This window comes from Corynebacterium evansiae (assembly GCF_027570065.1).
GTDB lineage: Bacteria > Actinomycetota > Actinomycetes > Mycobacteriales > Mycobacteriaceae > Corynebacterium > Corynebacterium evansiae.
Genome location: NZ_JAKMUT010000004.1, coordinates 1 through 26,659 on the forward strand (window position 1 = coordinate 1; position 26,659 = coordinate 26,659).

The 26,659-nt window shown below is 61.5% G+C and carries 22 protein-coding genes; 11 read left to right on the forward strand and 11 right to left on the reverse strand.

Annotated elements, in window-relative coordinates; translation table 11 throughout:
- The first annotated feature begins 192 nt into the window (after positions 1–192).
- From L8V00_RS05210 to L8V00_RS05230, 5 genes are read left to right on the forward strand one after another with little or no spacing between them, the layout of a single operon-like run.
- Positions 193–945, forward strand: coding sequence for an ABC transporter ATP-binding protein (locus L8V00_RS05210; RefSeq protein ID WP_269944408.1), 753 nt, complete (start codon positions 193–195; stop codon positions 943–945).
- Positions 946–947: 2 nt separating this feature from the next.
- Entirely contained in the window at positions 948–3,587 is a 2,640-nt protein-coding gene (locus L8V00_RS05215; protein ID WP_269944409.1) for an ABC transporter permease, read from the forward strand.
- 41 nt (positions 3,588–3,628) lie between these two features.
- A complete protein-coding gene (locus L8V00_RS05220; RefSeq protein WP_269944410.1) occupies positions 3,629–4,615 on the forward strand; it encodes an alpha/beta hydrolase family protein in 987 nt (328 codons plus the stop codon).
- Positions 4,616–4,660: 45 nt separating this feature from the next.
- Complete coding sequence (locus tag L8V00_RS05225) at positions 4,661–5,920, forward strand: NRAMP family divalent metal transporter (protein WP_420840036.1); 1,260 nt, start codon at positions 4,661–4,663, stop codon at positions 5,918–5,920.
- 41 nt (positions 5,921–5,961) lie between these two features.
- Positions 5,962–6,777 (forward strand): putative hydro-lyase, encoded by an 816-nt coding sequence (locus L8V00_RS05230; protein ID WP_269944411.1) that lies wholly within the window; start codon positions 5,962–5,964, stop codon positions 6,775–6,777.
- Positions 6,778–6,812: 35 nt separating this feature from the next.
- On the opposite strand, the gene L8V00_RS05235 is transcribed toward L8V00_RS05230, so the two are convergent.
- From L8V00_RS05235 to L8V00_RS05260, 6 genes are all read right to left on the reverse strand, one after another.
- Positions 6,813–7,457 (reverse strand): GntR family transcriptional regulator, encoded by a 645-nt coding sequence (locus L8V00_RS05235; protein WP_269944412.1) that lies wholly within the window; start codon positions 7,455–7,457, stop codon positions 6,813–6,815.
- A gap of 14 nt (positions 7,458–7,471) precedes the next feature.
- Entirely contained in the window at positions 7,472–9,298 is a 1,827-nt protein-coding gene (locus L8V00_RS05240; protein WP_269944413.1) for an acetyl/propionyl/methylcrotonyl-CoA carboxylase subunit alpha, read from the reverse strand.
- A 52-nt stretch (positions 9,299–9,350) separates the two neighbouring features.
- On the reverse strand, positions 9,351–10,955 hold the full coding sequence (locus L8V00_RS05245) for a 5-oxoprolinase subunit B/C family protein (RefSeq protein ID WP_269944414.1): 1,605 nt from the start codon (positions 10,953–10,955) through the stop codon (positions 9,351–9,353).
- Positions 10,952–11,728, reverse strand: coding sequence for a LamB/YcsF family protein (locus L8V00_RS05250; RefSeq protein ID WP_035005216.1), 777 nt, complete (start codon positions 11,726–11,728; stop codon positions 10,952–10,954). The genes L8V00_RS05245 and L8V00_RS05250 overlap by 4 nt, the downstream gene beginning before the upstream one ends.
- Before the next feature lie 138 nt (positions 11,729–11,866).
- Complete coding sequence (locus tag L8V00_RS05255) at positions 11,867–12,568, reverse strand: DUF3239 domain-containing protein (protein ID WP_269944415.1); 702 nt, start codon at positions 12,566–12,568, stop codon at positions 11,867–11,869.
- 33 nt (positions 12,569–12,601) lie between these two features.
- Positions 12,602–14,248, reverse strand: coding sequence for a DNA repair helicase XPB (locus L8V00_RS05260; protein WP_269944416.1), 1,647 nt, complete (start codon positions 14,246–14,248; stop codon positions 12,602–12,604).
- Positions 14,249–14,362: 114 nt separating this feature from the next.
- Here L8V00_RS05260 and L8V00_RS05265 point away from each other — a divergent pair, with 114 nt between their 5' ends.
- The 3 genes from L8V00_RS05265 to pbp2m all read left to right on the forward strand — a co-directional run bounded on the left by L8V00_RS05265 (position 14,363) and on the right by pbp2m (position 17,945).
- Positions 14,363–15,223, forward strand: coding sequence for a LysR family transcriptional regulator (locus L8V00_RS05265; RefSeq protein ID WP_011273097.1), 861 nt, complete (start codon positions 14,363–14,365; stop codon positions 15,221–15,223).
- Positions 15,220–16,050, forward strand: coding sequence for a serine hydrolase (locus L8V00_RS05270; RefSeq protein ID WP_269944417.1), 831 nt, complete (start codon positions 15,220–15,222; stop codon positions 16,048–16,050). The genes L8V00_RS05265 and L8V00_RS05270 overlap by 4 nt, the downstream gene beginning before the upstream one ends.
- Positions 16,051–16,163: 113 nt before the next feature.
- A complete protein-coding gene (pbp2m, locus tag L8V00_RS05275) occupies positions 16,164–17,945 on the forward strand; it encodes a penicillin-binding protein PBP2M (protein WP_011273099.1) in 1,782 nt (593 codons plus the stop codon).
- 16 nt (positions 17,946–17,961) lie between these two features.
- Here the strand turns inward: pbp2m and L8V00_RS05280 are convergent, their stop codons facing one another.
- Entirely contained in the window at positions 17,962–19,542 is a 1,581-nt protein-coding gene (locus L8V00_RS05280; protein WP_269944418.1) for a helicase-associated domain-containing protein, read from the reverse strand.
- Between the two features lie 123 nt (positions 19,543–19,665).
- Entirely contained in the window at positions 19,666–22,245 is a 2,580-nt protein-coding gene (locus L8V00_RS05285; RefSeq protein ID WP_269944419.1) for a helicase-associated domain-containing protein, read from the reverse strand.
- Between the two features lie 180 nt (positions 22,246–22,425).
- On the opposite strand from L8V00_RS05285, the gene L8V00_RS05290 reads away from it, so the two are divergent.
- A complete protein-coding gene (locus L8V00_RS05290; RefSeq protein ID WP_005294448.1) occupies positions 22,426–22,614 on the forward strand; it encodes a hypothetical protein in 189 nt (62 codons plus the stop codon).
- 188 nt (positions 22,615–22,802) lie between these two features.
- Here L8V00_RS05290 and L8V00_RS05295 read toward each other — a convergent pair whose 3' ends face one another.
- Entirely contained in the window at positions 22,803–23,429 is a 627-nt protein-coding gene (locus tag L8V00_RS05295; RefSeq protein ID WP_035005122.1) for a resuscitation-promoting factor Rpf1 domain-containing protein, read from the reverse strand.
- A gap of 428 nt (positions 23,430–23,857) precedes the next feature.
- Here L8V00_RS05295 and L8V00_RS05300 point away from each other — a divergent pair, with 428 nt between their 5' ends.
- Positions 23,858–24,241 (forward strand): cold-shock protein, encoded by a 384-nt coding sequence (locus tag L8V00_RS05300; RefSeq protein ID WP_034986981.1) that lies wholly within the window; start codon positions 23,858–23,860, stop codon positions 24,239–24,241.
- A 79-nt stretch (positions 24,242–24,320) separates the two neighbouring features.
- Here the strand turns inward: L8V00_RS05300 and L8V00_RS05305 are convergent, their stop codons facing one another.
- Both L8V00_RS05305 and L8V00_RS05310 read right to left on the reverse strand, forming a co-directional pair.
- Positions 24,321–24,914 carry a DUF2771 domain-containing protein gene (locus L8V00_RS05305; protein WP_049049620.1) on the reverse strand — a complete coding sequence of 198 codons (594 nt, stop codon included), beginning with the start codon at positions 24,912–24,914 and terminating at the stop codon, positions 24,321–24,323.
- Positions 24,915–24,948: 34 nt separating this feature from the next.
- Positions 24,949–25,734, reverse strand: a complete 786-nt coding sequence (locus L8V00_RS05310; protein WP_269944420.1) for a glutaminyl-peptide cyclotransferase — start codon at positions 25,732–25,734, stop codon at positions 24,949–24,951.
- Positions 25,735–25,869: 135 nt separating this feature from the next.
- Here L8V00_RS05310 and L8V00_RS05315 point away from each other — a divergent pair, with 135 nt between their 5' ends.
- Positions 25,870–26,613, forward strand: coding sequence for a DUF3027 domain-containing protein (locus tag L8V00_RS05315; RefSeq protein WP_269944421.1), 744 nt, complete (start codon positions 25,870–25,872; stop codon positions 26,611–26,613).
- The last annotated feature ends 46 nt before the right edge of the window (positions 26,614–26,659 follow it).

Below are 26,659 nucleotides of genomic sequence, written 5' to 3' on the forward strand. Positions count from 1 at the left end.
AAGAATGAGGCTCGGAGCCTTTCCTTGATTGGAAAGCGCTCCGAGCCTTTTTGCGTTCGCTCGTTTAGTCTCCCAGGGTGAAACGCCGGCGCATATAATTGGGTTGTCTAAATAGATGCCTAACGGCGGACAACTTTGGTTATTACCCCCACAAACAGTGGATACCTACCGGAAAACTTGGGAGCAACGCTGATGAAGCACTCTGAGAACAAACAACTAGACAGCGCCGCTCGCGCCGTAGACGTACGGAAAATATACGGTCATGGAGAGACCGAAGTAAAAGCACTGGACGGTATCTCCATCGATTTCCACGACGGACAGTTCACCGCCATCATGGGGCCTAGTGGATCCGGTAAATCCACACTCATGCACTGTATGGCCGGCCTAGATTCCATCACCAGCGGTAAGGCCTACATCGGAGACACCGACATCTCCACGCTTAACGACAAGCAGACCACGACCCTGCGGCGTGACCGCCTGGGCTTTATCTTCCAATCCTTCAACCTGGTTCCCACCCTCACCGCAAAAGAAAACATCACCCTGCCACTGGACATCGCCGGACGCAAGGTTAACCAAGACTGGTTTGACGAGGTCATCGTACGCCTCGGACTCAAAGACCGCCTAGACCACCGACCGTCCGAACTCTCGGGTGGCCAACAACAGCGCGTCGCCTGTGCACGCGCCCTGGTCTCTCAGCCCGAGATCATCTTCGGCGACGAGCCGACCGGCAACTTGGATTCCAACAGCTCCGCAGAAGTCCTTAGCATCCTGCGCAACGCCGTGGACAAGGACAATCAGACTGTCGTCATCGTCACCCACGACCCGAAAGCTGCCTCGTATGCAGACAGGGTGGTTTTCCTCGCCGACGGACGAATCGCAGACGAGCTTGAAAAGCCTGACGTAGATGCCATCCTCGGCGTCATGGGCAAGCTAGAGGAGCACTAGTCATGCCCAACGCTACTCGTAGCCAGAAACATGGTGGCTCAACCGATGCCGGGAAGTCCAACAGCAACCACGCACGTGCCGTCGCGAAGGTCTCCTACCGCAGCGTGCTGGCCAACAAGGTTCGCTTCCTCCTCACCATCATCGCAGTGGTGCTAGGAACCGCGTTTATCTCCGGTTCCTCCATGTTCACCGACATGATGCAGAAGTCCTTCAACGGTGTATTCGAAAACGTTTATTCCGCTGTAGATGTCGAAGTAACGCAGAAGGATCCGACCAAGCCGATCACGCAGGAAACACGAAGCAAGTTAGAGGACAACGAGGATGTCAAAAGCGTTGCCATGGCATCCGAAACCATTGCCGTCGTCGCCAAGGGCGGTAAGCAGCTGAGCCCCGGTGGTGCTCCCTCGGTGCTGTTTCCCAACGACACCGGCGAAAACGCACCCGGCCCCACCATCACCGTGGCCGATGGTCGCGAGCCGAAAGGCGAGAAGGAGGCAATGATCAACACCGATGCTGCCGAGAAGCACGGCGTGCATATCGGTGACACTCTGAAAGCCATCGACGTCCGCGACAGCCATGACTACAAGATCGTCGGAATCTACGACACTGACTTTTCCGTGGGCGGCTACCTCGGCCTGGCGCTTGACACTGATGTCTATATCGACCGCTATACCAACGGAACCTTCCCCGACGGTTTTTGGCTGTCCGCTATCGACGGCGTGACCGCGGAGCAGCTTAAGGACTCTGTCCAGGAAAAATTCCCGGAACTCAAGGTCGTCACCGGCGACTCGATCGTCGAACAAGCCACCAAAGAGATTCAGGACGGCCTCAGCTTCGTCAACTACTTCCTGCTGGCCTTCGCCCTCGTCAGCCTACTGGTGGGCGCGTTCATCATCGCTAATACATTCTCCATGGTGGTTGCCCAGCGCATGCGGGAGTTCGCCCTGCTGCGCTCGCTGGGTGCTTCCCGCAGCCAGCTGACGACCTCGGTTGTCTTCGAGGCCGTTCTGGTTGGCCTCGTCGGTTCGGCACTGGGCATCGTGGCCGGAATGGGCCTGGCCAAGGGTATCTTTGCAATCATGGACATGGCCGGGTTCGGCCTGCCGAGCACCGGCCTTAGCCTCACCCCGCAGGCGGTGATCCTGCCCCTCGTCATCGGTGTGCTGATTACCGTGGTTTCCGCATGGTCGCCGGCGCGCCGTGCCGGTCGCGTGCACCCGGTCGAGGCTATGCGCTCGGGCGATGTCTCAAGCTCGTCGCCCTTGAAGCTGCGCACCATCGCCGGCGCTATCGTATTCCTTCTCGGCGCGGCCGCTGCGGTTGCCGCTCTTGTTCTTAAGGACGCCGACACGAGCGTTCGGGCAAGCATTCTGGGATTCGGTGCCCTATTGGTGATTGTCGGTACTTTCCTGGTCTCTCCGGCACTATCGATTCCAATTGTCCCCGCACTTGGGCGCGTCTTGGGCGCTCCGTTTGGGGCGGTTGGAAAGTTGGCGTCCACAAACTCGCGCAGGAACCCGCGACGCACCGCGACAACAGCGTTTGCCCTGACCTTGGGTGTGACGCTGGTGGCGGCGTTCGGAATGGTCGGCGCGACGATGAAGAGCGCCATGGAGGACATGATCGGCGACACGGTGAAGTCCGACCTGGTGGTCAGTGGTCCGCAGAACCAGGGCTTCCCACTGCCGCAGGGCGTGGAGAAGGCCGTGGACGAAGCCGACGGTGTGAGTTCGCACTCCACCCTGGGGGTGGCGCCCGTCAGCGTGGGCAAGCCCATGGCCGAAAGCAACGTGACCTACGCGGGAATGTATGCGTTCTACTTCAAGGGGCCGCTCGGTAAGTCCATGGGGCTGAAGTCCCTGGGCGAGGAGCTGAAGTCCGACGAGCCGGGCTTCTACGCCTCCGAGGGTAAGGCCAAGGCCATGAAGTGGAAGGTCGGCGACGAGGTGCCGATGTACCGTGTTGGTCAGGGCGAAATGGGCAAGATCAAGCTGCTGGGGATCTACACCGAGCCGCTGCAGTCGCAGACGCTACTCAACGAGGCCGCGCTGAAGCCTTATGTGGGGCAAGGCAAGCCCCTCGACGAGGCTAAAGATCTGAGCATCTTGCAGATTAACGTCCACGGCGATGGGAACATCAGCGAGAAGGATCTGAAGGACAACGTGAGCAAGGCCGTGGAGCCGTTCATCGTCGCCGACGTGCTGACCCCCACCGAGTACGCAGGTACCGTATCCAGCGGCATCGACCAGATGCTGATGATCCTCAACGCCATGCTGGCGCTGTCGATCCTGGTAGCGATCCTGGGCATCATCAATACCTTGGCGCTGAACGTGATCGAACGCCGTCAGGAGATCGGCATGCTGCGCGCGGTGGGTATGTTCCGCAAGCAAGTGCGCCGCATGATCACCCTCGAGGCCGTGCAGATCGCCATTTATGGCGCGCTGGTGGGCGTGCTCATCGGCGTGTGCCTGGGCTGGGTCTTTGTGAAGGTGCTGGCCTCCGAAGGTTTGGATGGTGCGGTTCTGCCGTGGCAGATGCTGATCGGCATGGTTGTGGGCTCCGGCATCGTGGGCGTGCTTGCCGCACTGTGGCCGGCGCATAAGGCAGCGAAAACCTCCCCGCTGGAGGCGATTGCCGACTAAAGCGGGAACCTTGTCCGGGGTCGAAACTACAATGGCTAACCATGAGCGAGCAGACCCCGAACTCCGACATTGTTAACCTGCCCGGTACTGGTGGCGACGTGCAGGCTGGCGTGGAACCGCTGAGTGCCCAGCAGCAGCTGGACCAGCTAAACAACTTCTTTGAGGATAATTATCCGGAGATTTTCAATTCCCTCGTAAACGACGAGGGGGTTCCCTACAAGGATCAGTCTTGCCCCGTTCCCGCGGAGCTGGTGGACGAGACGGAGCGCATGTGGGCACGAGTGCCCGACCTTTTGGCGCACAGTAGCTTGCTGGTGCTGGGCGCTGGGCTGGATCACCGCATGCCGCACGTTGCTTACACATCCCAGGTGCGGGCGGAACCCTGGACGTCGCAGCACCCCGCACTGCCGGATGGGGTTGTCGGAACGGTATTGACGCCCCCTGATCCCACCGGAGCCGTAGCCGTCAGCTTGCACGGTGGACCAGGCTGGTTCGGTGACGGTGCAAGCCACGACCAGTTCTGGCTTCCCCTCTTTGCCGCTCTCGCGGAGCGTTCCGGGGCGACCATCGTGGATCTGACTTATCCGCTGCCGGGGTACGGGTCCTGGGATCTTACACAGCAGGACGTGGCGGAAGCCGTCGCACAGATCCAGGCGGAGCTGGAGCCGAAGGCTTTCGGCTTGGTGGTATTCGGCAGTGGGCTAGTGGCCGCGGGCCAGGTGGTGGGGTCGACTCTGAGTTCGGCTCTGGGGGCGGATTGTGAGCTGGACTTCTTGGCGGCGCTCAGCCCGCGAATCCCGGAGGGGTTCGCGGTGGATATTGCAGGGGTGCCCACGGCAGTCTCCCTTGCGAGGTTCGACAGTAGGGGAACCGCAGGGGGCGTCATAAAGAAGTACTTCGAGGAAAGTGGCGCCGAGGTGCAGTTTTACGAGTACGACAGCGAGCACATTATCGCGGCTCCCGCGGTGTGGCGGCAGCGAGTGGACGAACTGGCGGAATGGCTGCGGAAGGCAGTTGCAGATTGTTGAACAACATTCTAAAGTGATACAAATCACTGATAGAAAGGTGCCGACATGTCGAACACAGACGAGCACGAGGGCAACGCGCCCGCGGACAGCAAGCCAGTAGGCGGAAAACCCGAAGCAGCCCGCGCGGCTACATTCACAGCGTCGCTGGGCGCAATGTTCCTCATGGCCACCAGTGCCATTGGCCCGGGATTCATCACCCAAACCACCGTGTTCACGGTGGAGATGGGCGCGGCGTTCGCGTTTGCGATCCTCGTTTCGATCCTGGTGGACATCGCCATTCAGCTGAACGTTTGGCGCGTGCTCGGCGTATCCGGCAAGCGTGCCAACGAGTTGGGCAATGAGGTTCTGCCGGGGCTCGGCTGGGTCATGGCAGCGTTCGTGTTCATCGGCGGGCTGATCTTCAACATTGGCAATATCGGCGGAACGGGCCTGGGTATCAATGCGATGCTCGGCTGGGATCCACTGCTAGGCGGCGGGTTGTCCGCAGCGATCGCCATTTTTATCTTTCTGTCGAAGCGTGCGGGCATGGCTCTGGATCGCATCGTCGTCGGCCTGGGCGCCATCATGATCCTGCTGATGATCTACGTCGCAGTCGTCTCCGCACCGCCGCTGGGCGAAGCTCTGAGGAACACAGTGGCGCCGACTGAGGTGGACTTCCTGGTGATCACCACCCTCATTGGTGGTACCGTCGGCGGCTACATCACCTTCGCGGGTGCGCACCGCATGATTGATTCCGGGCAGACTGGCGTGCACAACGTTGAAACGATCACCAAGGTCTCGATCTCCGGCATCATCGTCACCGGAATTATGCGTGCGCTGCTGTTCCTGGCGATCCTGGGCGTGGTCGCTTCGGGCGTGACGCTGGCCGGAGACAACATGGCTGCAGACGCATTCCGTCACGCCGCTGGAGACATCGGCGTGCGCTTCTTCGGTGTGGTGCTGTGGGCCGCAGGCCTGACCTCTGTTGTGGGTGCTTCCTACACCTCCCTGACCTTCGTTACCCCGCAGTCGATGAAGAAATCTACCTTTAATTGGCTGGTCGTGGCGTTCATCGCCGTGTGTGCTGTGATCTACCTGATCCTGAACCAGGCTCCGCAGAAGCTGCTGATCTTCGCCGGTGCTTTCAACGGCCTGATCCTGCCGATCGGCTTCGCCGTCGTTCTGTGGGTGGCCTGGCGCCGCCGCGACCTGCTGCAGAACTACAAGTACCCAACCTGGCTGTTGGTGGTGGGCGTGATTACCTGGGTGTTGACGGTCTATCTGGGCTGGAACTCCATGAGCAAGCTGCCGGAAATCTGGGCATAAGAAGAATCGGAGCATAAGAGGTAGAAAAGGGAGCCACGGAAATGGCAGATGAGGTCGTAGGGCAGGAGTATCAGGGGAATCCAGGTGCGCTCTCGCCACAGCAGGCGCGTCAGATCTTCCGCGCCGGCACTGTGGCTCACACCTCGGGCTACTCGCGGGGCTATGCACAGGCGAACCTGATCACCCTGCCACAAGAGCAAGCATTCGATTTCTTGCTGTTTGCCCAGCGCAACCCGAAGCCGTGCCCGCTGCTCGGCGTGCTGGAAGCCGGACAGGTTTCCTCCGAGCTGCTGGCGGACGGGGACATCCGCAGCGACATTCCGCTGTACCGCGTGTACCGCAACGGCCAGTTGGACAGCGAGGTTCCGGACGTGCGCGACGTATGGCGCGAGGATCTGGTCAGCTTCATCATCGGCTGCTCCTTCACCTTCGAGACCGCGCTGCTTGAAAACGGCGTTCCGGTGGAACACATTGCACAGGGCAAGAACGTGCCGATGTTTCGCACGAGCATTCCTACCTACCCTGCGGGGGTGTTCTCCGGCCCGATGGTTGTCTCCATGCGCCCCATCCCAGCCGCCCAAGTGGCCGACGCAGTACGGATCACCTCCCGCTACCCGGCAGTACACGGCGCCCCGGTGCACGTCGGCGACCCCGCGGCTATTGGTATCCAGGACGTGAACCATCCGGACTTTGGCGAGGCCGTGGATATCCCCGCCGGCACAATCCCTGTTTTCTGGGCGTGTGGCGTGACCCCTCAATCGGTGGTGATGGAATCCAAGCCCGAATTCGCGATCTGCCACGCGCCTGGGCACATGTTGATCACCGATGCGCGCGACCTGCAGTACCAGGTGCCCTGAGTACACACCCCAGAGAGAAATCTCGTGCGCGTTTCTTAGCCGAAGTAACGCTCGATGTTATCGCCCGTGCGCTGTAGGAACCCGGCCAGCTGACTTGCTGCCTCCTGCCAACGCTCTTCTGCGATTAGATCTGTCACTGTGCGGTTCTGCGCGATGAACTCCACGTGGAACTCGTGGTTTAGCCGGTTGGCGCGGGCAAACCCAAGGCGCATCTGCGCCAAAATGCGATCCATCGAGTGATTTAACCCCGCCGATCCAGCGCTGGCGACAATAGCGCGGTGAAAATCCTGGTTCGCATCCGCGATCGCATGGATGTCCTCCTCGCTGGCGTTCGAACCGGCGGAATCTCGCAGCTCTTCCGCGGTGGAGACTATCCCTTCCAACTCGTCCAGCCCCTCCCGCTGGCCCCACAGAAGTGCCCCCGGCTCCAGCACCATGCGGGCGGCGTACATGTCGGCCAAGTCCTCGCGAGTGGGCTCCGTAATGAAAACACCCCGGTTGGGGATCCGCTCCAGCAGACCCTCCGAAACCAGGGTGGCGAAAGCCTCCCGGAGAGTGTTCCGGGAGATCCCCAGCGACTGGGCCACATTCACCTCATTGAGCTTCTCGCCCGGTAGATAGGTACCGGAGGCGATGCCGTCAAGAAGAGCTGAATGCGCGATAGCCGACTGGGAGTGCATAGCAGTACAGCTTATTACGCAATGTGCCCCAGTGCGTCACCCTTCGACACATTGTCGCCCGGATTCAGCTGCGCCAGCGTGATAGTACCGGCGGACTTGGCCTCCACCGTGGATTCCATCTTCATGGCCTCGATAGTGGCGATCGGCTGGCCGACCTCCACGGAATCGCCATCGGCGACCTGCCACTTCACCAGCACACCGGTGTACGGGCACACCACGGCGTTAGCGTCGGTGCTGCCACCGGCGGAGCTACCCGCCGAGGCGCCCGCGCCGGAGTTACCATCGGCCGCGCTGGAACCGGTGGTGGAGGAGGCCGAGGTGGCGTCCGCACCTGAAGAAGCAGCGGTAGCAACGCCGAAGGAAGAAGGAAGGCTCACGCGGTGCAGGCGGCCGTCGATCTCCACGGTAAGAGTGGTGCGCTCGGTGTAGGCATCCTCGACATCCTCGGGGGAGGAACCGGCATAGCCCGCGCCGATGCCCGGCTCGTACTCCTTATCCACCCAGTCGGTGTAGACGTGCAGATCGTCGCCGCAGAAGGCGGGGTGGGTAACGATGTCCTTGTGGAACGGCAGCACGGTGCGAACACCCTGGATACGCATCTCGGCCAGGGCAGCCTGGGCGCGGCGCAGGGCGACCTCGCGATTTGGACCCTTGACGATCAGCTTGGCCATCAAGGAATCGTAGAAGCCGGGGATGGTGGAGCCGGAACGCACGCCCGCGTCCACGCGGATGCCCGGACCCGTCGGAACCTCGAACTGGGTGACAGTGCCGGGGGAGGGGACGAATCCATTGGCGGCGTCCTCCGCGTTGATGCGGAACTCGAAGGCGTGGCCGTCGCTGACCGGGTCCTCGTCGAAGCTCAGCGGCAGGCCGGCGGCGATGCGGAACTGCTCGCCGACGATGTCCACACCCGTCACAGCCTCGGTGACCGGGTGCTCGACCTGCACGCGGGTGTTGACCTCCAGGAAGCTGACGGTGCCGTCCTCGGCGACGATGAACTCCACCGTGCCCGCGCCCGTGTAGTTCGCGGCCTGGCAGATGGAGCGGGAGCCCTCGATGATGTCGGTGCGCTGCTTATCCGTCAGGAACGGCGCCGGGGCCTCCTCGACGAGCTTCTGGAAGCGGCGCTGCACGGAGCAGTCGCGCGTGCCCACAACGCGCACGTTGCCGTGCGTATCGGCCAGCACCTGTGCCTCCACGTGGCGGGGCTTGGTCAGGAACTTCTCCACGTAGCACTCGCCACGGCCGAAGGCTGCCTTGGCCTCACGACCTGCGGACTCGAAGGCGGCCTCGATGTCGTTGTAATCGTGCACGACCTTCAGACCACGGCCACCGCCGCCGAATGCGGCCTTGATGGCGATGGGCATGCCGTGCTCGTCGGCGAAATCGCGGGCCTGCTCCCAGTTCGGGATCGGATCCGGGGTGCCGGGCGCCAGCGGGGCGCCAACCTCGGTGGCCAGGGCGCGAGCAGCGACTTTGTTGCCCAGGGTCTCGATGGCCTCCGGTGCAGGGCCGACCCAGGTCAGGCCAGCCTCCGCGACAGCGCGCGCGAAATCCGCATTCTCGGACAGGAAGCCGTAGCCGGGGTGCACGCAGTCCGCGCCGGCGCGTAGGGCGATGTCCAGCAGAGCCGGGATGTTCATGTACGTCTCGGCGGCGGTGTTGCCGGGCAGCGTGTAGGCCTCGTCGGCGATCTTGGCGTGCAGGTTGTCCACGTCCGCCTCAGAGACAACGGCGATCGAGCGGATGCCGAGGTCCCGGGCGGCGCGGGCAATGCGAATGGCGATCTCGCCGCGGTTGGCGATGAGGACGGTCTGTAGCGGGAAGGTCTCTTGGCTCATGGGTTCGTTCCTTGTCGTTGTGTTGTTTAGGGTCTGTGGTCGCGCCTGCAGGCTATTCGAAGTCGATCAGCTCGAAGCAGACTTTATCCCCCGGCCCCAGCTGGCCGGCCTTGTCTAGGTCCTTGTCGATGACGGTGGCGATCACGGGGTAGCCGCCGGTTACCGGGTGGTCTGCCAGGAACACCACGGGCAACCCATTCGGCGGAACCTGGATGCTGCCGCTGACCATGCCCTCGCTGGCCAGCTCGCCGTCGTGGCTGCGCTGCAAGGGTTCGGGCGATTCGTCACCTTCCGCCAGCGCCAGCCGCAGCCCCACGCGGTTCGACTGCCCAGTCACGGTCCATTCGATCTCGGTGAATCGCTGCAGCTCTGCCTCGCCGAACCAATCGTCGCGCGGTCCGGCCACGCAGCGCAGCACGTTTTCGCCGTCAAAGGGGTTAGTGGTTGCGGTGCCGACGGATGCCCGGGCGGTGCGGCGCCCGGCCTTCAGCACATCGCCGGTGGCCACGGGCTGGGGCCCCAGGCCGGAAAGAATGTCGGTGGAGTTGGATCCCAGGACCTCGTCCGTCATCAGACCGCCGCGCACGGCTACGTAGCTGCGCAGGCCATTGCCCGCTCCGCCGACGGGTTCGATCTTGAGAGTCTGCCCGGCCTTGACTTCCACCGGCGCACCCAGCTCGAAGTTGCGCCGGCCGATCGATACGTTCGCGCGCGCACCGGTCACGCACACTGCGGTATCCACCAGTGCTTCCAGTTCAATGCCGCCGATGTTCTCCAGCACGGTTGCACTCGAGGCGTTGCCGACCACGTCGTTCGCCGCCCAGGCGCTCGCCCGATCGACCGCGCCGGAGCCGTTCACGCCGATGTCGCCGTGGCCCGCGCGTCCCGTGTCCTGAAACAGGGTCTGCAGCCCCGCGTCCAGGACCTTTAGGCTCGGTCGTGCCGGAACGATTGGCTTCTTGCTTTGTGACGCCCCCACGCCCGCGCCGGCCGTGGCCTCCTTAGCGGAGCCAGCCTCAGCGCTGATCGATTCGCGCACCTGGCGATAGCGCACGGTATCGCCTGGCTGCAGCAGCGCTGGCTGCTCTGCATTCGTATCCCACATTGGCTGCGTGGTGTGGCCCAGTAGTTGCCAGCCGCCGGGGGAGGTGCGGGGATAGACGGCGGAGAACTGTCCGGCCAAGCCCACCGCGCCCGCCGGTACGGCAGTGCGCGGGGAACTGCGACGAGGTACGTCCCATGTGTAGGACTGGTCGCCTGCAGCCGGAACGCAGTAGGTAAAGCCCGGGGCGAAGCCGCCGAAGGCCGCCAGCCACTGCTGTTGGGTGTGGCGGGTGATGAGTTCCTCGGTGGAGATGCCCATCAGCTCCGCGACGTCCGCCAGGTCCTCGCCGTCGTAGACGACGTCAATGGTGACCTCCCGCGGGTTGGCCTCCGCAGAGCTTTGCGGTTGGAAGTCCCGCAGGGTGTTCAAGCCGGCGATGGCGGAGGAGTGGGCGTCAAAACAAACAAGCACAGTGCGCGCCGCGGCGATGGCCTCGACCTGACCGGGCAAGGGGCTGGCTACGAGCGAGGCGTGCCAGGACATCACTGTGTCCAGGTCGGGCAGGTCTACGATGACGGCGCGGGTGCCGACGGGGGAAACGGTGTGGCTCACAGGAAGCTCCCGATGGTGATGTTGTTGGACTGCAGTTCGGCGGCGATGCGCTCTGCCATGGCGACCGCGCCGGGGGAATCGCCGTGGACGCACACGGAATCGGCGGCGGTGCGGATGGTGGAGCCGTCGATGGCCTCGATCGTGCCCTCCTCGGCCATGCGCACCACGCGGCGGGCGACGACCTCCGGGTCGTGCAGAACGGCGCCGTTCTCGCGGCGGGAAACCAGGGTGCCGTCCGGGTTGTAGGCGCGGTCGGCGAAGACCTCGTTGATCACGCGCAGGCCGGCCTTTTCCGCGTAGTTGGCGGCAACTGCGCCGGGTAGCAGCATCACGGGCAGGTCCGCGCCGAATGCCTTGATTCCCTCGATGACGGCCTTGGCCTGGGCCTCGTGGTGGACGATCGTGTTGTACATGGCGCCATGGGGCTTGACGTAGCGCACCTGCGTGCCGCGCGCCTTAGCCAGCGCGTCGAGGGCGCCGATCTGGTAGAGAACTTCGTCGGCCAGCTCGGCGGGGGAGTAGTCGATGAAACGGCGGCCGAAACCGGCCTGGTCGTTGTAGCCGACGTGCGCGCCGACGGCGACGTTGTTCTCCGCAGCGGCGGCCAGGGTGTTGGAGATCGCGTGAGCATCGCCGGCGTGGAAGCCGCAGGCAACGTTGGCGCTGGAGACGATGGCTACCATTGCGGCGTCGTCGCTGACGGGGTTGCCGCCGGTCGTTTCTCCGAGGTCGGCGTTCAGATCGATGGAAAGCGGACTGCGGGTGGTGGACATGCGATCGACTCCTTGCGTGGCCGGGGAGTGCGGGGCGCCGCACCTCCGGCCGGATTGTTCAACAATGTGCGTGCCAGTTTAGTGACCTACACAACCATTGTGAAATCAATCACCCGCTTGTCGCAACGGTGACCTGCGTTATTTTTTGTTCTGCTTACCCGCAGACTTGGCGCCGTCTTCCAGGACGTACACGCTGCGGTTGGCCTGCTTGGCCTTGTCCACTTGGTCCAGCAGACTCTCCAGGCGGTTCCACAGGTTCGTGCTGATCGCCCGCTCCGCACGCTTCCACACCTTCGCATCCCCAGTGCCCCACGCCACCGGCATGGGAGAGATCTCCTCGTACACCTTCGGCCCGCGCGTCGGCCGGTAGCCGGTTACGGCCATGGACGGCACCCGCGCACCGACCTCACGGGGAACACCCGGCACAGAGGTCACCGTGCGGTACGCCAGGGCGGGAACGGTCTTCGCTGGCTCGGTAGAGGCGTCCACAAGCATCAGCAGCACCATGTCGCGCGCGTTGACCTCCGCGATCATCGCCGGGGCCAGCTGGTACATGTCGAAGTACTGCTGCGGCGAGCCCATCTTGCGCGGCAGCACCGGGATCAGAATCAGGCACAGCAGCGCGAACACGCCCAGCGCGAAGCTAATCGCCAGGGCCCACCACTGTGAACCCGCGGTGATCAGCAGCACGGCCACGATCACTGCCAGGACGGCGGCCAGCACGCCCGCCGAAACCTGCATACGCTTCGCATCGCGCAGGAACTCGTTGTGCTTGCGGGCGTACTCCTCGTCGACGTCGAAGTTGAAGTCAACCTGCATCGGTTGCTGGGCGGCGGACATGGGGCTCCTTAAAACAGAGGGGTCTTAAAAATTCTAAAGGTCGAAAGAGTCGACGATGCGGTAGCCGTAGCCCTGCTCAGCCAGGAAGCGCTGGCGGTGCGCGGCATAATCTGCGTCTAGTGTGTCACGCGCGACGATGGAGTAGAAAAACGCCCCGCCTCCGTCCGGCTTCGGGCGCAGAATGCGGCCCAGGCGTTGCGCCTCCTCCTGCCGCGAGCCGAACGTGCCGGAGATCTGGATGGCCACGGACGCGCCGGGCAGGTCGATGCTAAAGTTCGCCACCTTGGAAACCACCAGCGTCTTCAGTTCGCCATCGCGGAACTGCTGGTACAGCTTCTCGCGCTTGGCGTTCCCGGTCTTGCCGTCGATGACGGGTACGTCCAGCTCCGCTGCGATCTCTTCCAGCTGGTCGATATACGCGCCGATGATGAGCGTGGGCTCGTCCGGGTGCATCTCCATGATCTTGCGCACCACCTTCGTTTTCGTCGGGGTGGTGGCGGCCAGTCGGTATTTGTCGGATTGCTCGGCGGTGGCGTAAACCATCCGCTCGGCCTCGGTCAGCTGCACGCGCACCTCGGTGCAGTCCGCCGGGGCGATCCAGCCCTGCGATTCGATGTCCTTCCATGGGGCGTCATAGCGCTTCGGGCCGATCAGACTGAATACGTCGCCTTCGCGGCCGTCCTCGCGCACCAGGGTGGCGGTGAGCCCCAGGCGGCGGCGGGACTGCAGGTCGGAGGTCATGCGGAACACCGGGGCGGGCAGCAGGTGCACCTCGTCGTAGATGATCAAGCCCCAGTCGCGGGAGTCGAACAGCTCCAGCGCCCGGTATTCGCCCTTCGACTTGCGCGTGACCACTTGGTAGGTGGCGATGGTCACGGGGCGGATCTCCTTCTTCTCTCCGGAGTATTCGCCGATTTCATCCTCCGTCAGGGAGGTGCGGCGCACTAGCTCGTCCTTCCACTGCCTGCCCGCGACGGTGTTCGTCACCAGGATCAGGGTGGTGGCCTTTGCCTTGGCCATCGAGGCCGCGCCAACCATCGTCTTGCCCGCACCACATGGCAGCACTACCACGCCCGAGCCGCCTTCCCAGAAGCTATCGGCCGCCATCTCCTGGTAGTCGCGCAGCTGCCATTCTTCGTGTTCCTGCGACAGCTCGATGGGGTGTGCCTCGCCGTCGACGTATCCCGCCAGGTCCTCTGCGGGCCAGCCGACCTTCAGCAGTTCCTGCTTGAGCCTGCCGCGCTCGGAAGGGTGCACAACGATCGAGTCTTCGTCGATCTCTGCGCCCAACATGGGCTTGATCTTTTTGTGACGCCGGATCTCCGTCAGTACAGCCCTGTCCGTCGTCTCCAGTACGAGCCCGTGGGCCGGGTGTTTGATGAGCTTCAGCCGCCCGTAGCGATCCATCGTGTCGGCAATATCAATCAGCAGCGGCTGCGGGACGGGGAACCGCGAGTAAGTTTCCAGCACGTCCATGACCTGTTCCGCGTCGTGCCCGGCGGCACGGGCGTTCCACAGCGCCAGCGGGGTGATGCGGTAGGTGTGCACGTGCTCCGGCGCGCGCTCCAGCTCCGCGAACGGTGCCAGCGCGGTGCGCGCCTCCTGCGCCTGTTCGTGGTCGATTTCCAGCAGCACTGTCTTGTCCGACTGCACAATGAGCGGTCCGTTTCCAATGCCCACGCTGTGTGTCACTTCCTTTTTGTTTATCGACGCCACCGCGACGGTGTTGCTCAAGCCAAAGACATCATTTTACGCTGCAGTGGTGCGAACTCGTGCTCCACTATGCTGAGACCCATGATTGCTCAGACGGGAAATCTGCGCCAATGGCAGTATTTCGTGGCTTTAGCGGAGACCGGTAGTTTTACAGCGGCGGCAGCGCGACTGGGAGTGAGTCAGCCGCCTGTCTCCAATGCCATTAAGCGCTTAGAAGCTGGTGTAGGTACACCGCTATTTATCCGAGGGGCGGGGGAAGTGAAACTAACCGAGGCAGGGTTGACCTTGCTTCCATATGCCCGGGTGATTAATCGCGATCTTCAGACTATGCATTCGATGATTGACGGTATCCGAAGTGGTGCGCAAAGCGGGTTTCGTTTGGCCATCAGTAGTGCGCTTCCAAGCGAGATAGGATCGCGTATTGCAGCAAAGGCACAGCAGCATGATGGAGTAGTTTTGTCGTCACTGCCTTCTGTTGAGATTCTTGCCCGTGTTGAAGAAGGCGCTATTCATGCGGGGCTTGTTCAAGCTCCGGTTCCCTTGGGTATTCACCGCAGTGCGAGGCAGTTTTCTCTGTCACGTGATCTAGTGGTGCCGCCGGGGTATTCAAGGTTGGATAAGACCTTGTCTCAATTGAATCTGCTGGTGGAGAACCTGAATGACAATTCAAGTGCAGCCAGTGGTTTGGCGAGAGAGCTATTTCGGTCGGGTGTGTCTTGCGAAATTAATGATTCAGAGGATGCTCTAGGTAGGGGCTTATTGATTGGAAGAGGGGAGGGGATGTCTTTGGTATTTCGCGGTTTTCACCAGTTTGACAATGCTATTGAGCTTCCTTCCCGTTTCGATTTTTCCGTGGATGTAGTGGTTCGCCGAGGTGGGATGGACAATGGCGCCGAGGCCATGGCGGTCGCCGAAAGAATTTGTCGAAGGATTAACCAATGACTGCACGGATGGAGATGGCCCTGGAAAACGTGTTGACGCGGTCGGGGTGTGAGGGATGGTGGTGTGCATCGCGACTGCACGATGGGGTGACTATCGGACGCAAACAAGACGAGAGAATTACGGTGGCATCCTTATATAAAATCCGGCTCCTCCACCTCACTTTGGAAGCGATTCAACGAGGTGATCTGGATCCTCGTCTTCGTGTTGACGTTGCACCGTCCAAAGGAACTTACGAAGGGTATGGGTTCGCTGCCTTTGATGACGCAGTGAACGTGAGTCTCCGAGACTTAATGAAACAAGTCGCATCGGTGTCAGATAACGTGGCCGCCCACGAGATTTTGCGTCTACTGCCTGCGTGGGCTCGAGAAGCATTTCTTAAACGGTTTCCACCTCATTATGACTTGCAAGATCGGAATAGCTTAGTGACGGCGGAGAAACAATTGCGTCAATATGTTCAATCCCAAGGGGGGAGTAGTACAGATATAGCGTTTTCTGCAGTCTCTTCGTTGGCGGAAATAACTAATGACTTGGAACAGGTTTGGAAAGACGATAGTGCAGCGGTACGTCGATCTATGTGTGAACTCTTGGGGTTGCAGGTGTGGCGTCACCGTGTTCCTTCAGGCTTTCCTCCAAGCGGCGTTGATATCTATGGAAAAACGGGCACTGTAGGACTTCTCCATGGTGAAGCTTCGATTATCCAGGTTGAGGGCGAGGAGCCCATTGTGGTGTCCATCATGCTGAAACAGGTGGTGCCAGAACAAGCAATGAGTACTCACGATGGTGCTATTGGCGAAGTGGCTAGACTGCTCGTGGACGCTCTTCGTTAGAATTTCTGCCACTTGAATACACACTTCTACCATCGCCTATATGTGAATGAAATGAGACAATTGCATTATGTGATATTGGTGGCATCCAATGCGTCTCACTTAACGTCACTCCCATGATGACTAAGCACAATCGTTTCCGTCAGTCGGTGATTGCACTCTGTTCGCTCTCCGCAGTGATGTTGAGCAGCTGTTCAGCTCTACCGTGGGAATCAGACTCAGACGTATTTCTCAAAGCTTTCAACGCGGGAGATGACAGCAAGGCTGCACGGTATCTGGATCATCCAGACCCGGAGCGCGCCCTTCATGAATTTCGGCAGTCACTACATGGTGTGAAGGTCAACATCGAAAAATCTGATATTTCCAATGGAAAGCAGAATACTCATGTGACTTGGTCCAAAGATGGTGTGGAGTTGGAGAGCAATGGTCGGCTCGTCCTTAGTGGACAGGATGGTAAGCCTCAATGGTTGCCTTCGATCTTCGAAGCTCAGTTGAGCGATGATTCCGCACTCTTTTTTGCTGAAGATAAACAGTACGATCTTCCAATTAAAGATCGCTTGGGCAATGAATATATGACCTGGACGAAAGTTATTCAGGTACGAGGTCGCAAAGACATAGCCTCTAGAGCGCAGGAATTGGCCCAGATTTTTGCACCAGTGTCTCCCACAACGACTAAGGAGTGGATCGAGCAGACCTTGGGAGAGTCTCAGGATGAAGACACCGTGCTCCTCACTTTGAGGCAGGAAGAATTCCGGAAGATACAAGAGCAACTTAGGACCTTTGAGGGAATTTCCACTGTGGAGCAGGGGCGTCTCTTAAGCGTGTCCAAAACTCTTAACTCTCCGCTGGATGCTGAATTGAACAAATATTGGGAGTCAGTGCTCGATGCTAATTCAGGATGGTCGATACGCGCTGAGAGTTCACAAGGTATGACGACGGTAGCCTCTGAGCCGCCTCGCCGAGTTCAGCCAATCGCAACCACTCTGGATAACACACTGCAAAGCGCAGCAAAACAAGCAGTGGACAGTGAGCAACGTGCCGCAGTTCTAGTCGTGCTCAATCCTAGAACAGGAGGTGTCCTTGCCGTTGCACAAAATGACAAGGCAAATAACCAAGGGCCAATCGCACTCACCGGGCTATTCCCACCGGGATCGACGTTCAAAACTGTGACCACAGCGGCGGCACTAGAGGCAGGGGTAGTCAGCATGGATGAGGAACTACCTTGTCCTAGCAATATCACCGTCGCTGGACGCAAGATTCCCAACGATCATGACTTCGATCTAGGTAGCGTTCGACTGGAAGAAGCTTTCGCCCAATCATGTAACACAACCCAAGCGGTCATTTCGGATCGTTTGGGAGAAGATGATCTGCAACGGACTGCTTTAGAACTCGGAATTGGCTCCGACTTCGACGTACCAGGGATGACCACACTTACTGGTTCGGTGCCGCGGACACCGGCTGGACCTCCTCGTGTGGAGGCTTCTATTGGACAGGGCGAGGTTCTAGCTAGTCCATTTGGGATTGCGCTCATGCAATCGACTGTCGCTAACGGCGGCTTGCTTGTTCCTCCACAGCTCATTCAAGGCGAACAGACAGTAGTGAATAAACAGGCAGACCAGCATGTCAGCGATACAACTATTCAAAGCCTCCGGACGATGATGAAATCAACAATTGACCACGGTTCAGCTAGGTCGTTGAGTGATCTTAGTGCACTTGGCGGAAAGACTGGTACAGCAGAAATTGATGGCAAGCTTTCCAATGGCTGGTTCGCTGGAACGACAGGGGAATTGGCGATTGCGTCCCTTGTAATCGAAGGAGATTCTTCTCAGCCAGCTGTGGAAATGGCCGGGCGTTTCCTTCGCTCGCCGGATGTTCAGAAATTCTCTGGAATTCAATAAACTTGCGTCATAACCTCTAGCACGGCACGTCCACCGCAGCGATGCGGTGGGGTTGGATCGTGAGGCTCTCCCCGGTGGATTCGAGCACCGCGGAGATGGTGGAGGGGGTCATCATCACGATGGAGATCCAGTCATGGCTGGTGGCACCCGCATAGTCCACGTAGTGCAGGCGCACCTGTGTGCCCGCGGTATAGGCGCGGCGCAGCTCGGACATGATCTCCCGCGGCGAGCGGAAGGTCCGGGTGTCCGAGGCCTTCGTGCCGTCCGCCGGGTCCACGGCGATGGCCTGGTCGTGGGCGCGGCGAAAACCCTCCACGGCGCCGTCGATCTCCGAGGCGATCTCGGTGGAGTCCCCAGTGATGTCCATGATGTTGCGCTGGGGAGTATCCACGCGAGACGGGACACGAGCCGAGTGGGGTTCGGTGGCGGAGCCCTGCTGGAATGCCCTGGTGGCGTCGTCAATCAAATACCGCAGGGACTGGGGAACGGACGAGAGACCGCCGGGGGACATGCGATCCAGGAAGGCCTCGATGTCCTTCCATGGGGCGTCATAGCGCTTCGGCCCGATTAGGCTGAAGACGTCGCCTTCGCGGCCGTCCTCGCGCACCAGGGTGGCAGTCAGCCCCAGACGGCGGCGAGACTGCAGGTCGGAGGTCATGCGGAACACCGGGGCGGGCAGCAGGTGCACCTCGTCGTAGATGATCAAGCCCCAGTCGCGGGAGTCGAACAGTTCTAGCGCCCTGTATTCACCCTTCGACTTGCGCGTAACCACCTGGTAAGTAGCGATGGTTACGGGGCGGATCTCCTTCTTCTCCCCGGAGTACTCGCCGATCTCATCCTCCGTCAGGGAGGTGCGGCGCACCAGCTCGTCTTTCCACTGCCTGCCCGCGACGGTGTTCGTCACCAGGATCAGCGTGGTGGCCTTCGCCTTGGCCATCGAAGCCGCACCGACCATCGTCTTGCCCGCACCACATGGCAGCACTACCACGCCCGAGCCGCCTTCCCAGAAGCTCTCGGCCGCCATCTCCTGGTAGTCGCGGAGCTGCCATTCTTCGTGTTCCTGCGACAGCTCGATGGGGTGTGCCTCGCCGTCGACGTATCCCGCCAGGTCCTCTGCGGGCCAGCCGACCTTCAGCAGTTCCTGCTTGAGCCTGCCGCGCTCGGAAGGGTGCACAACGATCGAGTCTTCGTCGATCTCTGCGCCCAACATGGGCTTGATCTTTTTGTGACGCCGGATCTCCGTCAGCACAGCCCTGTCCGTCGTCTCCAGTACGAGCCCGTGGGCCGGGTGTTTGATGAGCTTCAGCCGCCCGTAGCGATCCATCGTGTCGGCAATATCAATCAGCAGCGGCTGCGGGACGGGGAACCGCGAGTAAGTTTCCAGCACGTCCATGACCTGTTCCGCGTCGTGCCCTGCCGCGCGGGCGTTCCACAGCGCCAGCGGGGTGATGCGGTAGGTGTGCACGTGCTCCGGCGCGCGCTCCAGCTCCGCGAACGGTGCCAGCGCGGTGCGCGCCTCTTGTGCCTGTTCGTGGTCGATTTCCAGCAGCACTGTCTTGTCCGATTGGACGATCAGGGGGCCGGTGCCGATGCTCACTAGCTGGATGCTCCTCACAAGGGGGTTGGGGTTGCTCTAGTTTGTTCTGGGTTGGTCTTGTTTTTAGGACAAACCTCTACTGTAGTCGCACAGTAGCCGCCCGCAGCAGCCTGCTGTGGCGCGCTAGTATTCGACGCTGCTGAGGCGGTGTGGCTGCACGGTGAAGCTTTCGCCACTGATCTCGGAGACCACAGCGATGGTGGACGGGCGAATCATGACGATTGAGACCTGGTCGCTGGTTTGCTTGCCTTCGTTGTTTACATAGCTAATCCGCACGATGGTGCCGGCGGAATACGCCCGCGAGATCGCGGCCATCATCTCCTCGGCGGTGTGCACCACGCGGGTATTGCCGTGCTGGCCTGCCCCTGTGCCCGTAGTGCTTGCGTCGGCCCGATCTGCGTTGTTGTGGCTACGACGAAAGCCCTCGATGGCGCTGGCAATCACTTGGGAGTCCGCACCTGCGCCCTCATCTGCTCCTGAGTGCGGGCTCGAGTGCAAGGTTGCGCGTAGTCCCTCGCGCGGGGGCGTGGCCACCCGCGAAAGCACTGGGGCATCCGCGTGTGCCTGCCCGCCCTCCAAGCGCAGCTGCACGCCCATCGCCTCTAGCCGATCTGTCACAAAAGATAGCTGTGCTGCGGATACCGCCACCGTGGGCGCGATCTTCCGCAGCCGCAGGCCGTCAATGTCCGGCAGTGCCAGGATCCGGTCCAGCGCCTCGGGGTCCGCCACGCTCAGGTACATCTGCGCCACCCCGGCCGTCGCCTGCGAGAGGCTGCGTTCCGCGTCGTGGAGCATGTAGCGCAGCGCCTGCGGGACGTATTCCGCACCGCCCAACGCGCGGGCCTCCAGAAATGCCTCGACCTCGGCGGCGCCCAGCCCCGCCCGAAGCGCCCGCTCCACCGATTCCTTGGACATTCGCCAGACACTGGCCATACCGCCGGATTCCTGATCACTGAATTTCGCCAGCATCGCCTGATCGGCTGGACGCAGCAGCCCCGGCGCCATGATCGTGTGGTCTGCCTGCACAATCAGCTGCTCCACCGGCGCGGGCAGGATCTCCGCCAGCGCGTCGGCCAGATCCGCCACGGGGTTTCCAGCGGGGTGTGTGCTGCCGCTCAGCACGTCGCGCAGTGCGCCCATCGCCCGGGTGGGCACGGTGTCTCTTCTTAATGACGCCAACACGCCGACCTCTTTAGCCTCCTCCCACACCGCACCCCAGGCGGTGTGCGTGGTGCGCCAGGCCTCGCCGGGCCGCACGCGCCAGAGTTCTCGCTGAATTTCGGCTGGCTGGGGCGTAGGGGCGTCACTAGCAAAAGAGCCAATATCACCGAACAGTGACGGGAAGGTTCGACGTAGACCGCGGGCGGCGTGGGATGCTGTGCCGGCCTCGAAGGGGCGGACGTCGGGCTCGTCGACGAGCCACGGTGCGTAGGCGCTGCCGGCCCAGCCGAGCAGCAGGATCGCCCAGGCGGTGGCGGGGGAGGCTTCCAGGAAGTCGAGAGCGAGCTCCGTAGGCGCCCAGTAGTCGCGCGCGGGCTGGCCGGCCGGGGTGGGAGTGGCGCGGCCGCGGCCGATGAGGTTCGAGTGGGCGAGCCACGTCAGCAGATGCAGGGTGGTCTCGGCGGGCTCGTCGCGACGGCGGGCGACCTTGTTGACCTCGCGGGTGCCGATGCCGCCGGAGGAAAGTGGGACGATCGGGTTGCGGCCGAGATCCTCGATGAGGTGGCCGAGGTCCTGGATGAGCTGGACGGCCTGGGCCGCGCCAGCGTCATCGGCACGGGAGTTGGTGGTGCGGTCGGTGGGGACAGTGGAGTCGGTGGCGGTGGAGGGGGTGAAGGCGGTGAAGTGCCCACCTGGATCGGCGATCAGCGTGCCACGTAGCAGCTGTTGCACGCGACCCGTCAAGCGAGCCGTCGTATCGTCCAACTGGTCCAAAATTCCCCGGCGCACCAGGGTGGGCAGGGGCTTAGAGGGGTCCGCGCCCTCGTGTAGGGAGGTTGAATGTCCCACGCCGCCTCCGTTGGCCAAGGTGGAAAGCAGGCGGCGCTGGCGGGGTGGGAGTTCGTCCACGATCTGCGGAAGTTCACTGGTGGGGATGGAACAGCGGGTGGAATCGACCAGCCGCCAGAGCTGCTCCGTGGAGGGCTCGAACATGCGGGGCAGATGGGGCGGAATCTTCAGCGGGGTTTGCGTGCCAGGCAGCTCCGGGTGGGGGAGAGCGAAGTCCGGCCCGAACACCAAGCCCCAGTGGCAGAGGGATTTCACGGCAGCGCGGACCTCGTCCTCGCTCGGGCGTTGCGTAGCTGGCGTGCCGGCGATGTCGAACAGCTCGCCAAGCATGTCGATCAGCTCCGCCACCGTGCGTGGGTGATGAACCGCATCGAGTTCACAAGCTGCATGGCAGACGGCAAGCTCGAGGGTGTTCAGGTGGAGCAGAGCCGGGTCGGGGGAATCAGCGAATAACTCCGAGTGGCGGCTACGTCCGGGGGTGGCAACGGCAGCGGAGAGGTTATCGAGCGCGGCATTGCTGCCGGTGAGGTTCTCCACGAACGTTGCGGGGTTCGATGCCAGCAGGCGAGTGAGCAGGTCCGCGAGCGCTTCATCCGTCTGTGCGAACAGCCAGTCCCCGTAGGAGGGAAACTCGCTGCGGAGAGAGGCAGGGGAGCCGCCATCAGCGGTGGAGTTCGCGGAGTTGTGATGCATAATCGCCCTATTTTAGCTGGAAACTTAGCGTTTTTGGGATGCGGTACATGGCGTGGCCTAGGCGGAGAGTGGCCGAGTGGCGGTTTGGGACGTGGGGAAATGCGGCGGAACGGGTGGGGATGTGGGTGGAAATCAGCACTTCGTGTGTCCTTTTCCCTTGCGATGTGCAAAGATACAACTATGGCTAACGTTGAGAAGAAGGGCTATGTCGACGCAGGCTGGCCGACCGATATTCCAGAGGGCCGTCACGCTGTTACCGAGCTGGTGGCTGATACCGCGGGTGCTCTGAGCCCCTACGGTGACATCGAGTTCCCCGTCGATGCTTCCGAGCTTCCGTACGTGCACTCGTTCACCGTTATTAACAAGTAACTGAACTAGCAAACTAGTAAGGTGGTGCGCCTCCCCATATGGGGAAGCGCGCCACCTTTTCTTTAATTAACCCTGGTTTGCCTTGTTTGCCCCTCATGGCTTCTCATCGGAGCGCCTAGCCAGCGGCCACGAAAAAACCGGGCTGGCACGCTGTTGCGCGCCGACCCGGTTCTTAGCCAGACCTGCTCTTAGTGAGGCAGAACAGCCTGCAGCTGAGCGGAGTACTGCTTGTAGGTGTGGTTCAGGGAGTGCTTGTTGGCGTTGTAGTAGTCGGTGACTTCCTTCGGTACGGAGAAGCCGCGCGCCTCGATGCGCTTCACCAGTTCATCGTAGAACTTGTCCACAGCCAGAGCATTGGAGTTGCGGGACAGGTCGCGGGCGGCCTGCTGTACAACCGGAGCCGGTGCGGCCGGCTTAGCCTTCGGCTTAGCTGCAACGTTGCGCGGGGTTGGCTTGGAGTTCAGGCCCAGCTTGGCGGAGCAAGCCGGCCATGCGCCCCAACCCTGGCCAGCCAGAACGCGCTCTGCGACGGCGATCTGCTGCTCACGAGTGGCCTGGTATGCGTAAGGTGCGTACTGCTTGCCGCCGTAGCCAGCCCAGGTGGACGGGCTGAACTGCAGGCCGCCGTGGTAGCCGTTGCCGGTGTTGATGGACCAGTTGCCGCCGGACTCGCACTGAGCCAGGCGATCCCAGTCGGAATCCGGTGCCGCGGAAGCGGTCGGTGCCAGCAGTGCAGAGGTAGCTGCAACTGCTACGCCTGCGACAGACAGGCGGGCTGCGGTGGTGAAAGAGCTGGTCTTTGCGTGACGTGCCATGTTTGCTGAGTTTCCCTTCGGGCGCCTTGTCTTAGCTATGGCGCCTTTTGTTTCGTTATCTCTCGAAGATCTCTTGGTCTTTTCGGATCTCTTCGATCCTCTAAGTTCAGTGATCTTCTTGCTTTTGTGACGTCGAGCCGTTTGCTCGTTCGCCTTAAGGTCATGGGCTACCGTACTGGTTTGTCACGTTTGTGTCACGTTTCTTGCAAGATTCGAAACTTATACAACGTTAAGGCGGGTTTTCGAAACGCTTATTGACCTGGAATTTATAGGAATGAATCCATTTCGTTACAGTTTTGTAATGTGAGGAAGATCACATTTGGGCTGTAACGCCTGTGGCTTATGTGATTAGCGAGTGGGATTTGCTCTACCCTTGCATTCTCGCTAACCTAGGTCATTCTATTGACATCAAGGAATAGGGTGATCCCATGCCAACCGGAAAAGTGAAGTGGTACGACGCAGACCGCGGCTACGGCTTCGTCAGCAACCCTGGGGATGAGGACGTCTACGTCGGTTCCCAGGTGCTGCCCGACGGCGTCACCGAACTGGTCAAGGGTCAGCGCATCGAGTACGAGTTCATCGCTGGCCGCCGTGGACCGCAGGTTCACACCATGACGGTGCTGGACAATGGCCCCCGCCGTGCGCAGCACAAGTACAACCCCGAGCAGCTCCACCAGATGGTGCAGGATACGATCACACTGCTAGATAGCAGTGTGCTGCCGGTGCTGCAGTCCGGTCGCCGCCCAGAGCGCAAGGAGGCCCGCCAGGTGGCGGAGATCCTGCGCACCATCGCGCGCGAGCTCGACAACTAGCGGTCGCACCCCGCACTTCATTCAGACAAACCCCCTCGCACCCCCCTAAAGACAGGGAGCTCCCCCTAAGCAAAGGGAGCTACTGGGCGATCTCGATCGACCAGATGGTTGCGTAGGGGGTTTGCTCGTCGTTGTCGTCCAAGCCGACCAGCATAGAGTGCAGCTCCAAGACCTTTAGCTGAGGGGTGCTGCCATCATCGGCCTTCATGGAAGCCTCAAGGTCCAGCGTGACTTCTTCACGCTCGTAGCCCTTGTAGTAGTTGTCCTGGTTAGCGCCCGGCTCGTCGAAGATCTGCAGCAGAGACCAGTCGTGGTCGTACACATCCTCCGGCGGCTTGATCGTTACTTTCTTGGCGTCCCCTACCTGCAGCTTGTAGGGCTCAGAGGGCTCACAGTCCGGATCATCCAGCTCGCAGACAGAGTAAGGTGCGATCTCGTGCTCCTCACCATCGACCACAGCGGTGATGCGTTGATCCTGCGGCAGCGTTTCGACCTTCCCGTCCTGCCAGCGGTTGTAAAGCAGCACGCCGCCGATGACCACCACCACGAGGGCGACGATTGCCCCCATCGTCATCAGTTGCTTGCGCTGGGCGCGCTTGCGCTGCTGCTTCTTGGAAAGCTTCGGCGCGGGCTTGGCAGAAAGCTTTGGACTGGTTTTCTCTTGCTCGCTCACGCCTCCCGATCCTAATTCACTGGCCGGACAAGCCCTAACCCTCCGGCTCCTTGAAGCGCACCTCGTACATCTCGTCCCACAGCTTGCCGGTCAGGTAGAAACGCCGATCACTCGGGGAACTGCCCGGCACCACAGCAATGCCATTCAGCACGTCCGCGCCGTCTCGCTGTGCCGCGGGGAATAACCCGGCGGTGTCCACGACATGCGTGACCTTCCCGTCCTCCGGGTCAATCTCCAGGATCGTATCGGTCTGCCACACGTTGGCCCATACCTTTCCGTCGGCGGTGCACTCCAGCTCGTTGAGCTGGTCGGTGCCCTCCACCTCCACGGAACCGGTCTTGGCAAATGTCTCGGGATCGCGGAAGGTCAGTGTTCCCGTGCCGTCGCTCATCACCAGCCGATCCTGCTGCGAACACAGGCCCCAGCCCTCTGTCTCGTAGTCGGCCCGGTCCACTTCCTCGAGCGTGCGGGCATCGCGCTTGATCGCGGTGTGTTCCTTCCACGTCAGCTGCCACGCCGTATCGCCGTGAATCGCCACGCCCTCGCCGAACAGGTCCTCACTGAGGCTCTGTTCGTCCGACTTTTCGCCTTCCAAGTCCGTGTAGTAGATCTGCGATTCGCCGTACAACCCCGTGCCGACCAGCAGCCGCCCATCGTCGGCCGTCTCTAGCCCCTGGGTAAACGCACCCTCGTCCCACGGGTGTACCTCATCCACCGTGACCTCGAGCATCGGCGCATCGCCGTACTCTTTCGCTGTTGTTCCTGGTTTTATTGGTGACGCCCCGTCGTCCGCACCACACGCCGATAACGCACACGCCACAGCCGCAGCTCCTACAGCTGCGAGCACCTGGGAAGTAACCCGCCCCTTTCGAGGCTGGGGGAGGGATGCGTGAGGGTGGCGTCGATAAGAGAACATGCAACCATCATGCATCACAGCGAGTGGGCGGCAGGCATAATGGTTCAGGTGAGTAAGAAGAAAAAGGCAGATCCGATTCTTTTTTCGGCCCAGGCGAAGGAAACGGCCCGCGCCGCGGTGGAAGAGGTAGGCGGCGACGAGGTGGGGAAGGCCCTCGGCATCGCAACGGACGGCGAGGGTTTGGGGATTTACCGCTACGCCAGCCGAGTGCCCGGATACCGCGGCTGGGAGTGGGTCGTGGTGCTGGTGACGGTGCCGGGCAGTGGGGTCCTCACTATTAACGAGGTCAGCCTGCAGGCCGGAAAGCATGCCTCGTTGGCCCCGGAGTGGGTGCCCTATGAGGACCGCGTGCAGCCGGGCGACCTGGGGCCGGGCGATACCCTCCCGCCGCGCCGTGATGACGAGCGGCTGACCGTGTGGGCCAAGCTACAGGACGGTGATGGCTTCCTGCGCAACCCGCAGGCGGGCAACACCCTTTCGCACGAGGGGCTGCGCCAAGCTCGCAAGCGCTGGCGGGAAGGGGACTACGGGCCGCGCTCCGAATTTGCGAAGAAGGCAGACCTCCAGTGCGAAACCTGCGCGTTCTACCTGCCTATTGATGACGTGGAGAATGGCGTGGGCGTGTGCGCGAACGAGTACTCCGCCGACGGGCGCGTGGTACAGCGGGATTATGGCTGCGGGGCGCACTCGGCGACGGTGGAGGAATCCATTGGTGAGGAGCTCGGGGAGGGCACCAATAATTACGGCGTGTACGTCGACGAGGGGTTCTCTCGCTTCGAGTAAATAGGGCGCCAGTGCTGGCCCCCTTGGGATGCCCCGAACGGGTACC